This window comes from Psychromonas sp. MB-3u-54, assembly GCF_002836415.1.
In the GTDB taxonomy this organism is placed as follows: domain Bacteria; phylum Pseudomonadota; class Gammaproteobacteria; order Enterobacterales; family Psychromonadaceae; genus Psychromonas.
In genome coordinates this window covers 46,868-59,709 of sequence record NZ_PJBP01000177.1, presented here as the reverse complement: position 1 = coordinate 59,709, position 12,842 = coordinate 46,868, and the positions used below count along the sequence as shown (strand labels likewise).

At 39.9% G+C, this 12,842-nt stretch carries 13 protein-coding genes; 11 read left to right on the top strand and 2 right to left on the bottom strand.

The features are described from left to right. Positions 1–87: 87 nt before the first annotated feature. Positions 88–684, bottom strand: coding sequence for a paraquat-inducible protein A (locus CXF72_RS15770; protein ID WP_101040412.1), 597 nt, complete (start codon positions 682–684; stop codon positions 88–90). Between the two features lie 148 nt (positions 685–832). On the opposite strand from CXF72_RS15770, the gene CXF72_RS15765 reads away from it, so the two are divergent. The 11 genes from CXF72_RS15765 (at position 833) to nlpI (ending at position 11,493) form a co-directional block, all read left to right on the top strand. Continuing rightward, positions 833–1,096, top strand: coding sequence for a YebG family protein (locus tag CXF72_RS15765; RefSeq protein WP_101040410.1), 264 nt, complete (start codon positions 833–835; stop codon positions 1,094–1,096). Between the two features lie 200 nt (positions 1,097–1,296). Further along, complete coding sequence (gene thrS, locus CXF72_RS15760) at positions 1,297–3,204, top strand: threonine--tRNA ligase (RefSeq protein WP_101040408.1); 1,908 nt, start codon at positions 1,297–1,299, stop codon at positions 3,202–3,204. A 20-nt stretch (positions 3,205–3,224) separates the two neighbouring features. Continuing rightward, a complete protein-coding gene (gene infC / locus CXF72_RS15755; RefSeq protein ID WP_232785004.1) occupies positions 3,225–3,767 on the top strand; it encodes a translation initiation factor IF-3 in 543 nt (180 codons plus the stop codon). A 97-nt stretch (positions 3,768–3,864) separates the two neighbouring features. Next, positions 3,865–4,062 (top strand): 50S ribosomal protein L35, encoded by a 198-nt coding sequence (rpmI, locus tag CXF72_RS15750; RefSeq protein ID WP_041767196.1) that lies wholly within the window; start codon positions 3,865–3,867, stop codon positions 4,060–4,062. Between the two features lie 14 nt (positions 4,063–4,076). Beyond that, positions 4,077–4,433, top strand: a complete 357-nt coding sequence (gene rplT, locus CXF72_RS15745) for a 50S ribosomal protein L20 (protein WP_011770517.1) — start codon at positions 4,077–4,079, stop codon at positions 4,431–4,433. A 270-nt stretch (positions 4,434–4,703) separates the two neighbouring features. Continuing rightward, on the top strand, positions 4,704–5,750 hold the full coding sequence (gene queA / locus CXF72_RS15740) for a tRNA preQ1(34) S-adenosylmethionine ribosyltransferase-isomerase QueA (protein WP_101040404.1): 1,047 nt from the start codon (positions 4,704–4,706) through the stop codon (positions 5,748–5,750). A gap of 123 nt (positions 5,751–5,873) precedes the next feature. Further along, positions 5,874–6,998, top strand: coding sequence for a tRNA guanosine(34) transglycosylase Tgt (gene tgt / locus CXF72_RS15735; RefSeq protein ID WP_101040402.1), 1,125 nt, complete (start codon positions 5,874–5,876; stop codon positions 6,996–6,998). Positions 6,999–7,049: 51 nt separating this feature from the next. After that, positions 7,050–7,382 carry a preprotein translocase subunit YajC gene (yajC, locus tag CXF72_RS15730; protein WP_101040400.1) on the top strand — a complete coding sequence of 111 codons (333 nt, stop codon included), beginning with the start codon at positions 7,050–7,052 and terminating at the stop codon, positions 7,380–7,382. A gap of 255 nt (positions 7,383–7,637) precedes the next feature. Then, on the top strand, positions 7,638–9,500 hold the full coding sequence (gene secD / locus CXF72_RS15725) for a protein translocase subunit SecD (RefSeq protein WP_198552625.1): 1,863 nt from the start codon (positions 7,638–7,640) through the stop codon (positions 9,498–9,500). 14 nt (positions 9,501–9,514) lie between these two features. Continuing rightward, positions 9,515–10,459: a protein translocase subunit SecF gene (secF, locus tag CXF72_RS15720; protein WP_101040398.1), complete on the top strand. Its 945-nt coding sequence runs from the start codon at positions 9,515–9,517 to the stop codon at positions 10,457–10,459. Between the two features lie 122 nt (positions 10,460–10,581). Next, positions 10,582–11,493, top strand: coding sequence for a lipoprotein NlpI (gene nlpI / locus CXF72_RS15715; protein WP_101040396.1), 912 nt, complete (start codon positions 10,582–10,584; stop codon positions 11,491–11,493). A 353-nt stretch (positions 11,494–11,846) separates the two neighbouring features. Here the strand turns inward: nlpI and trxB are convergent, their stop codons facing one another. After that, a complete protein-coding gene (trxB, locus tag CXF72_RS15710) occupies positions 11,847–12,797 on the bottom strand; it encodes a thioredoxin-disulfide reductase (protein ID WP_101040394.1) in 951 nt (316 codons plus the stop codon). Between the last annotated feature and the right edge of the window lie 45 nt (positions 12,798–12,842).

Genomic DNA, 12,842 nt, shown 5'->3' with positions numbered 1-12,842 from the left:
GTGCTATAATTACTGATAATCGTCATATCCAGTAGCCGTCCTTGTTCTATCCCTGTTTTTCCTGCTATTGCACTGTTTATCGCACTATTAGTCAGCATTGATATAACGCTCCCAATAAGCATGATTGCTATAATTACTGATAATCGTCATATCCAATAGCATTAGAGTGATAAAAAAATAGAAACCAGAACCAATATATAAATCTGCATAATTCATCAATTTAAAGATAGCGACCATTAAGCTAATCATATAGACCTCTAACATTGACCAATGGGTCAAAGAGTGGGTGATATGTAAAATCTTTGGCAGATAAGCTGGAAAGTAATTATAGGTTAAACAAGCACTGCTAAAGGCAATACATGAGAGCAGTAAGGTGGGGGCGATGACGGCGCAAAATAATACGGCAACGGAGACAACGGGTGCATTATCAAGCATCATCAATGCCCCCTGCAATAAATTTGTGTCCTCGGTAATCCCCAGTAAATTAACTGAAATTAACGGGAAGTAAAAAGCCGGGACCATGATAAGTAATGCGCTTAAAGTGAGCGCCAGTAATACAGAAGGACTGCACTTAATATTTTTATATATTGCTCCTCCGCAACGGCAGCATTTAGCCACACAGTTTATAGGCAGGCGGGGAACATTTGAAACCATATCACAATGCCGGCAGATTATTGTTTTCATTGAATAAATTCATATTATTATGGGTTAATGAGAAAGATAGCAAAAAAATGTGTATTTAACAAAGGTTTGCAATTTTAGCTTGAGTTTAGTACTGTATAAAAACACATGAATAAAATTTAATTTATTATTACATTTTAAAGAGGCCACCGTGGCAATAATCGTAAAATATATTGTAGAAAGAAAAGGTGTTGAAAAAATGACCTTTACCAGTAAAAAAGAAGCTGATGCATATGACAAAATGTTAGACAGTGCAGACCAACTCGCCGAATTTATTGGTGCCAGCACAGTAACACTTGATGATCAGCAATTGGAGGAATTAGGTTTATACCTTGCCAGTAACAAAGAGGCTGTAATGAGTTTATTTAAAGGTAATAGCTTTACGCCCGAAAAGAAAGTAAAAAAAGAGACATAATAGATTCGGTTGGCAGACGTTGTCATCCGCACCTCATTTATGCGCATTTTAATCTTCAACACCCCCTCTATTAAACGCTACTTTTCGATCCTTGGAAATTGGCGCTTTTCATAAGCGTTATATTCCTTTAAAATGCGCAGCTTATTTATCAATTATACAAATGCTTTTTGGTTGGAAGCATCACTGTGAGGAAATACAGCATGCCCATTATTACTCTACCCGACGGTAATCAACGTCAATTCGATAACACTACCTCAATAATGGAAATCGCTGCCGATATCGGCCCCGGTCTTGCCAAAGCATGTATTGCCGGACGAGTTGACGGTCAGTTAGTTGATGCATGTGATCCTATTGAGAAAGACGCTAACATTGCAATTATTACCGCAAAAGATGACCAAGGTTTAGAAATTTTACGTCACTCATGTGCGCATCTTCTAGGGCATGCTATTAAGCAGCTTTATCCTAACGCTAAGATGGCAATTGGTCCGACGATTGAAAATGGCTTTTATTACGATATTGATTGTGATGTCACCATCAATGATGAAGAGTTGGCAAAAATTTCTAAGCGTATGAACGAATTAGTGAAAACTAATTATACTGTGATTAAGAAAAAAGTATCAGTAGAAGAAGCAAAAGCGCTCTTCACTGAGCGTGACGAGTCCTATAAATTAGAGATTCTTGAAGGTATCCACCCTGATGATCGTCCCGGGTTATACCACCATCAAGAATATATTGATATGTGCCGCGGACCACATGTGCCGGTGATGAAATTCTGTCAATACTTTAAACTGATGAAGGTCGCAGGCGCATATTGGCGCGGCAATTCAGATAATAAAATGTTACAAAGAATTTATGGCACCGCTTGGGCTGACAAAAAACAACTTAATGCGTATTTAAAACGTCTTGAAGAAGCGGCCAAACGTGATCACCGTAAAATTGGTAAACAGCTAGATCTTTATCATATGCAGGAAGAAGCGCCTGGTATGGTTTTTTGGCATAGTAATGGCTGGACAATTTATCGCGAACTCGAAAAATATGTGCGAGAACAAACTGAAGCTTATAACTACCAAGAAGTAAAAGCGCCACAAATCCTGGATCGTGCTCTTTGGGAGAAATCGGGACATTGGGGTAAATACAAAGACAATATGTTCTGTACTAGTTCTGAACATCGTGACTATGCGATTAAGCCAATGAACTGCCCGGGACATTTACAAATCTTCAACCAGGGATTGAAGTCTTATCGCGATTTGCCGCTGCGTATGGCCGAGTTTGGCTCCTGTCACCGTAACGAACCGTCTGGCTCATTACACGGTTTAATGCGTGTACGTGCCTTTACTCAGGATGATGCCCATATCTTCTGTACGGAAGAACAAATTCTTGACGAAGTCTCTGCTTGTATCCAGATGGTATTTGAATGTTACAAAACATTTGGTTTTGATGATATTGCGGTCAAACTATCTACCCGCCCAGATCAACGTGTGGGAGATGATGCGACTTGGGATAAAGCAGAAGGGGCTTTGGCTAATGCATTGGACATAAATAATATCAATTATGGTCTATTACCGGGTGAAGGGGCTTTTTATGGGCCTAAAATCGAATTTACTTTATATGATTGTTTAGGTCGTGGTTGGCAATGTGGTACAATCCAACTAGATTTTTCAATGCCAGGCCGTTTAGACGCTTCTTTTGTTGGTGAAGATAATGAACGACATACACCGGTTATGATTCACCGCGCTATTTTAGGTTCTTTAGAACGTTTTATTGGTATTCTAACGGAAGAGTATGCTGGCGTTTATCCGACATGGTTATCACCAAAACAGGTGGTGGTAATGAATATTACCGATAAACAGTCTGCTTTTGTCGACGAAGTTGTAAATAAATTAAAAAAATCAGGCATTAGAGCCATTTCGGACTTGAGAAATGAGAAGATAGGCTTTAAAATCCGTGAGCATACATTAAAACGTGTTCCGTATTTACTTGTTATCGGTGATCAAGAAGTCGAAGCAGGTGAAGTTGCGGTAAGAACACGTAAAGGTGATGATTTAGGTAAATTCAAAGTAGAAGATTTTGCCGCTTACATTAAAGAAGAAATCATTACACGCCGTTAAATTTATTAGGAGGATTGGTTATAAAAGGTGCAAAAAAAGCCCCACAACAGGGCAATAAACATCGTTTGAATGATGAGATCACCGGGACTGATGTACGTCTCTCCGATTCAGAAGGCAAACCCGTTGGCGTCGTTTCACTGGAAGAAGCATTAAATATGGCCATTGAATCTGATCTAGACTTAGTTGAGATCAGTCCAAACGCCGAGCCACCAGTTTGTCGCATCATGAATTATGGCAAATTTTTGTATGAAAAGACTAAATCCGTTAAAGAGCAACGGAAAAATCAGAAACAGGTTCAGTTAAAGGAAATAAAATTCCGTCCTGGGACTGATATAGGCGATTATCAGGTAAAACTACGCAACCTGACTCGCTTTTTAGAAGAGGGTAACAAAGCTAAAGTAACACTGCGTTATCGCGGTCGTGAAATGGCACACCAATCATTAGGAATGGATCTGTTAAACCGTATTAAAGCGGATTTAGCGGAAATATCCGTTGTCGAGTCTTTCCCGAAAATGGAAGGTCGTCAAATGGTGATGGTGTTAGGCCCCAAACGTGCTAGCTAAGGCATAAAGTAGTGTTATATACCCTGTCTATTATATGCAGCGGTATAAACATTCGCCTTACTGGTTTAATTTAAAATTTAACAATGCGGAGTTCGCAATGCCTAAATTAAAAACGAACAAAGGTGCTGCAAAGCGCTTTAAAAAGACTGCTTCTGGCGGTTTTAAGCGTAAGCAATCACACTTACGTCACATCCTTACTAAGAAGTCTACTAAGCGTAAACGTCATTTACGTGCACAAAGCATGGTAAATAAAGTAGACGTACCACAAATCCGCAGAATGTTGCCATTTGCTTAAGTAAGGAATAAAAAATGCCAAGAGTTAAACGTGGTGTACAGGCTCGTGCCCGTCACAAGAAAGTATTAAAACAAGCTAAAGGTTATTACGGAGCACGTTCACGTGTTTATCGTGTAGCTGTTCAGGCCGTTACTAAAGCGGGTCAATACGCTTACCGTGACCGTCGTCAACGTAAACGTGTATTCCGTCAATTATGGATCACGCGTATCAACGCTGCATCTCGTATTAGTGGTTTATCTTACAGCCGTTTCATCAATGGTCTGAAAAAGGCTTCTGTTGAGATAGATCGTAAGATACTTGCTGATATTGCAGTATTTGATAAAGCAACATTTGCTCATTTAGTTGAAGTCGCTAAAAAAGCACTTGCTTAATTCGATTGCTTGTAAGTAATTAGATTTTTAAAGGAGACATATGTCTCCTTTTTTTTATTCTAAATATTATCAGCAAGGCAGTAATAGTGCGTTCAAGGGGTTGCTTTTGTCCCCCCGTGAAATATAGATGAGTCTCTATATACGATAAAGTAAAATACATTTCGAATTAATCATTTTATGGCCGCATTTTTTCTTTTTTAAGTTACTCCCGCTTGACTTCACTTTTGTCATCCTTAAACTACATCGATTTATCCTTCCGGAATGTTTTGCATGAAAGTTTCAGATTTCTCTTTTGAATTACCGCCAGCATTAATTGCTCGTTATCCTATGAAAGACCGTTCAGCTAGCCGTTTATTGTCGGTGGAAGGGAATTCTGGTGGGTTAAAACATCTACAATTTACTGATCTGGTCGATCTTATTGACGAAAATGATCTGCTTATTTTTAATGATACGCGGGTTATTCCCGCCCGTCTTTTTGGTGAAAAAGAGACGGGAGGAAAAATAGAAGTGCTGGTTGAAAGAGTATTGAATGAGAAAAGTTTCCTCGCGCATCTGCGCAGTTCCAAATCACCAAAACCTGGCTGTAAATTACGTTTAGAAAATAGCATTGATGCGGTGATGGTAAAACGGCAGGGCTCTTTGTTTGAAATACATATTGATCACAGCAGCACAGTACTTGAAGTCCTGGAGTCAATTGGTCATATGCCGTTGCCTCCTTATATTGACCGCCCTGACGAAGATGCCGATAAAGAGCGTTACCAGACCGTTTATAATAAAAATCCGGGGGCGGTTGCCGCACCCACCGCAGGTCTTCACTTTGATCAGGCCGTCCTGACTAAATTACAGGATAAAGGGGTTGATTTTGCCTTTGTTACCCTGCATGTTGGTGCGGGAACATTTCAACCCGTTAAAGTAGATAACATACTCGATCATCAAATGCACAGTGAATATGCTGAGGTGTCGCAAGAGGTTATTGATAAAATAAACAACACTAAAGCGAAAGGTGGACGCGTTATTGCCGTTGGCACAACCTCTGTACGTTCCGTTGAAAGCGCAGCACAAGAGAGTGTTAAAACGGGTCATGACCTTGCCCCATTCTTTTCTGAAACGAGCATTTTCATTTACCCGGGTTATGAATTTCAGGTGATTGATGCACTAGTGACCAATTTTCACTTGTCAGAATCGACACTACTGATGCTGGTGTCCGCTTTTTCAGGTAAAGAAAATATTGATAATGCATACAAAGTGGCTATTCAGGAAAAGTATCGTTTTTTTAGTTATGGTGATGCGATGTTTTTAACTAAAAAAACTAAATAGAATAAACTTCAACCGTTATCTATTTAAAGCACTTGAGGGGCCTGTTTTTGGCGCTTTAAGTGCTTTTGTTATGGATAAAACAAACAAAAATATAATCAGATTGTTCATCTGATAAGGAAAATCATGGAATATGAATTAATTAACACAGACGGGCGTGCGCGTCGGGGTCGTTTGACCTTTGATCGCGGCAGCGTTGAAACCCCGGCATTTATGCCCGTTGGTACTTACGGCACAGTAAAAGGAATGACGCCCGAAGAGGTTGATGCAACGGGCGCAGAAATTTTATTGGGAAATACATTTCACCTGTGGTTACGGCCCGGTCAGAAAGTCATCAAAGCACACGGTGACTTGCATGATTTTATGAATTGGAAGGGCCCCATTTTAACAGATTCAGGCGGCTTTCAAGTCTTTAGCCTAGGAAAAATGCGTAAGATAAAAGAGGAGGGTGTTTATTTTCGCAGTCCTATTAACGGCAGTGAGGTGTTTTTATCTCCAGAAGTCTCAATGGATATACAGTACGATTTAGGATCTGACATTGTGATGATCTTTGATGAATGTACTCCTTATCCGGCGACAGAAGAAGAAACCGATGTTTCAATGCAGCTTTCCCTACGCTGGGCGCAGCGCAGTCGGGATCGCTTTGATGAGCAACAAAATCCGAATGCTTTATTTGGTATTATTCAGGGGGGATGTTTCGAGCAATTTCGCGATATTTCTTTAGATGGATTAACCAAGATAGGTTTTGATGGTTATGCGATTGGCGGCCTTGCAGTGGGGGAGCCGAAAGAAGATATGTACCGCATTTTAGAACATATTGCGCCTAAAATCCCCGAGGATAAACCCCGTTATTTAATGGGGGTTGGCAAACCTGAAGATTTAGTTGAAGGCGTGCGTCGCGGTATTGATATGTTTGATTGTGTTATGCCGACCCGCAATGCGCGTAATGGGCATTTATTCACAACCGATGGTGTGGTGAAAATTCGCAATGCTAAGCACCGTGAAGATGCAACTACTTTAGATTCCGAATGTGATTGTTACACCTGTAAAAATTACACGCGTGCATATCTATATCATCTTGATAAATGTGGAGAAATATTGGGTGCACGTTTAAACACTATCCATAACTTAAGTTACTACCAACGTTTAATGAAAGGTTTGCGTGAAGCCATTGAACAGGGTAAATTAGAAGACTTTGTTGATACGTTTTATCAACGCATCGGAAAACAAAAACCGATGCTGAACGTTTAACAAATTTATCTATAACAATATTATTCAATTTTAATTTATAAGGGTAACAAAATGAGTTTATTTATTTCTGAAGCACATGCTGCAGGTGAAGGTCAAGCAACGGACAGTATGTCTTTTATTTTGATGATGGTTGTTTTTGCTGGGATATTTTATTTTATGATTTACCGTCCTCAGGCAAAACGCACTAAAGCGCATAAAAGCCTAATGGAAAGCATCGGTAAAGGTGACGAAGTCTTAACTCAGGGTGGTTTAATTGGCCGTGTTGTTAAAGTTAATACTGAAAATGATTATCTTCAAATTGAATTAAATGAAAATAATATCATCTCGATTAAAAGAGATTACGTGACAGCTGTTTTACCAAAAGGCACGCTTAAATCTATCTAAGAAACATTCAGCTTTTTTAATAGAGATAACGAAGTAATACCAAAAGCATCAAATAAGTGATCAGCCTTGCTGGTTAAAACCATCCCTAACTGCGTTGTGAGTTTTGAAGTGAGAATAACTATCTCCTGCAACTCACGCCTTATTAGGGCTGATTTTTCCGGCGCAATACAAGATCACATCTTTAATGCATTTGGTATAATAGATAAACATTACTTCGTTATCATTTTATTAGGCGCTTCATTTAAGGACAATACAGTGTTAAATAAATACCCTATGTGGAAGTATTTGCTGCTTTTATTTATAGTTTTAATCAGTTTACTTTATGCCGCTCCAAATCTATACGGTGAAGATCCTGCCGTTCAAATCTCGGCAACCCGTGGTGCAAATGTTGAGCTTTCAACCTTGGGCGACGTTCAAGATATTCTCAAACAGTCAAATATCATTCCTAAAAGTGTCGTTCTTGAAAATGATCAGCTTTTAATTCGTCTAAAATCCAGTGAAGATCAGCTATTAGCGCGTGAAACCATTATTGAACAATTAGAGGGCAATTTTGTTACTGCACTTAATTTGGCGCCTTCAACGCCTGCCTGGTTAGAAGCTATAGGTGCCGGACCACTCAAATTAGGGCTTGATTTACGCGGCGGTGTTTATTTTCTGATGGAAGTGGATATGGATGAGGCCGTCAGTAAAGCGCAAGAGCAAATGGTGCAGGATTTACGTGGCGATTTACGGACAGAAAAAATAAGATTTCGCGGTATCACTGAAGCGAATAGCGCAACGGGTGTACTTATAACATTCACTGAGCAATCAATTCTAGACAGTGCCATTGACTATTTAAAACCTAATAATCCAGGTTACCAATTTTCTGAATCCGTTGACAATGGCCGTTTTATTCTATCCATTGAAATGACCGATCAGAAGCTGCAAGCCAGCAAAGAGTACGCTCTGCAGCAAAATTTGACTATTCTTCGTAACCGAGTTAATGAACTTGGCGTTGCAGAGCCTTTAGTTCAACGCCAAGGTACGGACAGAATTGTTGTTCAATTACCAGGTATTCAAGATACGGCCCGTGCGAAAGAGATCCTGGGTGCAACGGCGACACTTGAATTTCATGCAGTAGACTCAGAAACGAATATTAATGATGCATTAGCAGGACGTCTGCCTTCTTCTTCGATCGTTTATAAGGAGAGAAATGGTCGCCCTGTAGTGGTTAAAAAACAGATTATTTTAACCGGTAACCATATCGTGGATGCACAATCCGGCAGTGATGACATGGGGCGCCCTCAAGTGAGTATCTCACTTGATTCACAAGGTGGCAGTATGATGTCTCGTTTTACCAAAAATAATATTGGTGAACCGATGGCAACCCTGTTTATTGAGTATTTACCAACAGGTAAGAAAAAACCGAACGGTAAGGCTGTTATTGAAAAGCGTGAGGAGGTTGCCAATGTGGCCACTATTCAAGCGCAGCTTGGTCGTAGTTTTCGAATTACCGGACTTGATAATGCAGCAGAAGCACATAATCTGGCGCTATTACTGCGCGCAGGTGCGCTTATTGCGCCTATTCAAATCGTCCAGGAACGTACTATTGGACCGAGTTTAGGACAACAAAACATAGATAACGGCATCAAAGCAATGGTCTATGGCATGCTTGCTGTTGTGTTGTTTATGTTTGTTTATTATCGCAAATTTGGGATTATCGCCAATACGGCTTTGCTCTTCAATATCGTCATGATTATCGGTTTTATGTCTATGATTCCAGGGGCGACATTAACCTTACCGGGTATTGCCGGTATCGTTTTGACCGTTGGTATGGCTGTTGATGCAAATGTGCTTATATTTGAAAGAATTCGAGAGGAATTGGCTGCTGGAAAATCAATCCAACAAGCAATCCATGAAGGCTATTCTAATGCATTTTCTACCATAGCGGATGCGAATATCACCACTTTCATAACAGCATTAATTTTGTTTGCTGTGGGTACAGGACCCATTAAAGGTTTCGCTGTTACGCTCGCGATTGGTATTGCGACTTCTATGTTTACTTCTATTTTCGGAACGCGTGCTATTGTAAACGCTGTCTGGGGTGGTCGTAATGATATTAAGAAACTATCAATCTAGCGCAAGGAAATATTATGTTTGAGTTAATTAAATCTAAAAAAACGCTGCCCTTTATGCAATATTCGAAACCGGCATCTTGGTTATCAATGTTCTTAATTGTCGCTTCAGTTGCCGTGTTAAGTATTAATTGGTTAAACTGGGGCCTTGATTTTACCGGTGGCACTGTTATTGAAGTGGGTTTTGAGCAACCTGCGGTATTACCCGATGTGCGTGAGGTATTAGCATCGAATGATTTCTCCGATGCCGTTGTTCAGCATTTTGGGACTAGTCGTGATGTTATGATCCGCTTAGCGCCTCGTGAAGGCGTGCAAGGGGAAGTTATTGGGACTCAGGTTCTCGAGTCATTACAAAATGCCGATTTCGGACAAGTGGATATGCGCCGGATTGAATTTGTCGGGCCTAATGTTGGGGCAGAGTTAGCCAACTCAGGCGGTTTAGCTATTATCATTGCGCTTATCTGTATTTTAATTTATGTCAGTATTCGCTTTGAATGGCGCTTAGCATCTGGCTCGGTGTTAGCTTTAGGACACGATATTATTATAACGCTTGGCATATTTTCATTATTTAAAATTGAAGTGGACTTGACTGTATTAGCCGCCTTATTGGCAGTTGTTGGTTACTCTCTCAACGATACTATCGTAGTATTTGACCGAATACGTGAAAATTTTCGCTTACTGACAACGGCCACTTCAAATGACATTGTCGATAAATCGCTTACTCAGACCTTAAGCCGTACCTTAATTACCTCAGGAACGACTATTTTTGTATTGATTTCACTGTTTATTTTTGGCGGTGCATTGATCCATGGTTTTGCAACTGCTTTATTGATTGGTGTTATCGTTGGTACTTACTCCTCCATTTATGTGGCCAGTTCACTGGCCATTAAATTAGGCATTTCGCGTGAGCATATGATTCCAGAAGTTGTTGAAAAAGAGGGGGCAGATCAGGCTTCCTTATAATAGACGAATTGGACAGCTAAAAAGCACTGCCTGCAGTGCTTTTTTTATTTCAAAATATATCTAACTTTACTTTCAGCTGCTTATAGTTCACTCTTAACTCACTTGTCTTAAAGGGTTTGTTCATGAGATTCCATTGTTCATTATTATGCGTATTATCCGTTTTATTTACATTAACAGCTTGTCAAAGCCTTCCTAATACTGAGCAGGATTTCTCAACGAAAAATAATGTAATTAATAAATTCCCTCTCTCTACGGCTGTGCAAATAGACTATCAAGATGAAGTTAAATTATTAAAAATTAACCAATTGCTTGTTGAACAAAAAGATCTGGATGCAAGACAGCACGCAGTATTATTTTACGAACGTGGGGTTATTTATGACCGAATGGGCTTGGCGGCACATAGTCGTTACGATTTTATCCAGGCCTTGAATGTTGATCCTACCTTTGCTGATGCCTACAATTTTTTAGGGCTTTATCTATTATTATCACAATCCTATGACGAAGCATTTGATGCTTTTGATTCGGCATTAGAGTTATCCGATGATATGCAATACAGTTATTTACATCGGGCTGTCGGACTGTATCAAATCGGACGTTACCAATTAGCAATGAATGATATTGAAAGGTTCTATGCGCTTGATCAAAATGATCCCTATCGCGTTTTATGGCGTTTCATTATTAACAGTAAAGTCGATCAGTTAAAAGCTTTACAGGCACTTAAGTCATCAACTCAATTAAGCGATGATCACAGCTTTGCTTGGGCAATAGCTGATGTGATAGCGGGCAGGACAACAGAAAAAGATTTTCTTGAAAGTCTTTCCTACGGTGTTCGCACAAATAAAGAACTTGCTCAGCGTCTATGTGAGGCCTATTTTTATCTTGGGCACTGGCATAAATTGTCAGGTAATTTAGAAAAAGCTGTCTATTACTTTAAATTAAGTACCGCGACAAATATTCATGAGTTTATTGAATATAAATATGCATTGATAGAGTTAGGTGCAATTCAAAGGAATCTGCAGACGGGTAAAGAATAATCCGGTTGCTTATACCCATGTTACTTCAAGATGCTTTGTCAGGCGCAAGGTCGGAGACCAGAGCAAGACGCAACATGAGGTAATGGTTATCCCTTTTCGATTGGTGCAACGCAGCGCTGCTTTTCGAGCTCGTGCGCCGTAGGGCAAGTCAAATTGTACCAATCTGCTTTGTTAAAAAATATCTATGTAGAATAACTCTACTTCAATTTTATGCCTAGCATCTCGGCACAATTTGCCTTGCTGACTTTGTATCTTGAAGTATCATGGGCATATCTGTTGCAGTGATCTGTTTATAAAAAAGGTAACCATAGGTTACCTTTTTTTTGAATCAGATTTTAGTTAAAGATTAAAGGTTAAAGATTATCTAAGTAGCGTTCGGCGTCTAATGCTGCCATACAACCTGTGCCGGCTGAAGTGATTGCCTGGCGATATATATGATCACTTACATCTCCTGCCGCAAATACACCTTTAATGCTTGTTTGTGTTGCATTTCCATCGTTGCCAGAGTGCACTTTTAGATAACCATGATTCATCTCAAGTTGCTCTGCAAACATACCTGTATTGGGTTTATGACCAATGGCAATGAAAACACCCATTACTTCCAGATGTTCAGTTTTATCGGATAGGGTATCTTTTAAGCGTAGGCCAGTGACACCCATTTCATCGCCTAAAACTTCATCTAAGGTTCTGTCCGTATGTAAAATAATATTACCGTTAGCCACTTTTGCATTGAGCCTATCTAGTAAAATCTTTTCACTGCGAAAGCCTGTGCGACGGTGAATAAGATGTACTTCAGAGGCGATATTTGATAAATATAATGCTTCTTCAACGGCAGTATTACCGCCGCCTACCACTGCCACTTTTTGATTTTTGTAAAAGAAACCGTCACAAGTAGCACAAGCTGAAACACCACGTCCTTTAAATGCTTCTTCTGAGTCCATGCCCAGGTAGCGTGCTGATGCACCCGTTGCAATGATTAAAGCGTCACAACTGTATGAACCATTATCGCCTTTTAGGTAAAAAGGAGGCTTGGTTAACTCGACTTCATTGATATGATCAAAAATTATTTCAGTATCAAAACGCTCCGCATGCTCTTTCATGCTGTCCATTAAACCGGGTCCTGTCATGTCAGCCGAACCACCAGGCCAGTTTTCAACTTCAGTTGTTGTGGTAAGTTGCCCACCTTGTTCCATGCCGGTGATTAATACAGGGTTTAGATTGGCACGTGCAGCATAAACCGCTGCTGTATATCCCGCAGGTCCGGAACCTAAAATTAATAATTTGTGATGTTTTGTTTCGCTCATAAAGACACCTTGAATAAAGAGAGATAGATTATAAGGGCTAATACT

Excerpts from the sequence above, each read along its gene's own strand:
- tgt (WP_101040402.1), top strand. The coding sequence starts at position 5,874 with ATGGAATATGAATTAATTAACACAGACGGGCGTGCGCGTCGGGGTCGT.
- trxB (WP_101040394.1), bottom strand. The coding sequence starts at position 12,797 with ATGAGCGAAACAAAACATCACAAATTATTAATTTTAGGTTCCGGACCT.
- queA (WP_101040404.1), top strand. The coding sequence starts at position 4,704 with ATGAAAGTTTCAGATTTCTCTTTTGAATTACCGCCAGCATTAATTGCT.
- thrS (WP_101040408.1), top strand. The coding sequence starts at position 1,297 with ATGCCCATTATTACTCTACCCGACGGTAATCAACGTCAATTCGATAAC.
- rpmI (WP_041767196.1), top strand. The coding sequence starts at position 3,865 with ATGCCTAAATTAAAAACGAACAAAGGTGCTGCAAAGCGCTTTAAAAAG.
- secF (WP_101040398.1), top strand. The coding sequence starts at position 9,515 with ATGTTTGAGTTAATTAAATCTAAAAAAACGCTGCCCTTTATGCAATAT.
- CXF72_RS15770 (WP_101040412.1), bottom strand. The coding sequence starts at position 684 with ATGAAAACAATAATCTGCCGGCATTGTGATATGGTTTCAAATGTTCCC.
- rplT (WP_011770517.1), top strand. The coding sequence starts at position 4,077 with ATGCCAAGAGTTAAACGTGGTGTACAGGCTCGTGCCCGTCACAAGAAA.
- nlpI (WP_101040396.1), top strand. The coding sequence starts at position 10,582 with ATGAGATTCCATTGTTCATTATTATGCGTATTATCCGTTTTATTTACA.
- yajC (WP_101040400.1), top strand. The coding sequence starts at position 7,050 with ATGAGTTTATTTATTTCTGAAGCACATGCTGCAGGTGAAGGTCAAGCA.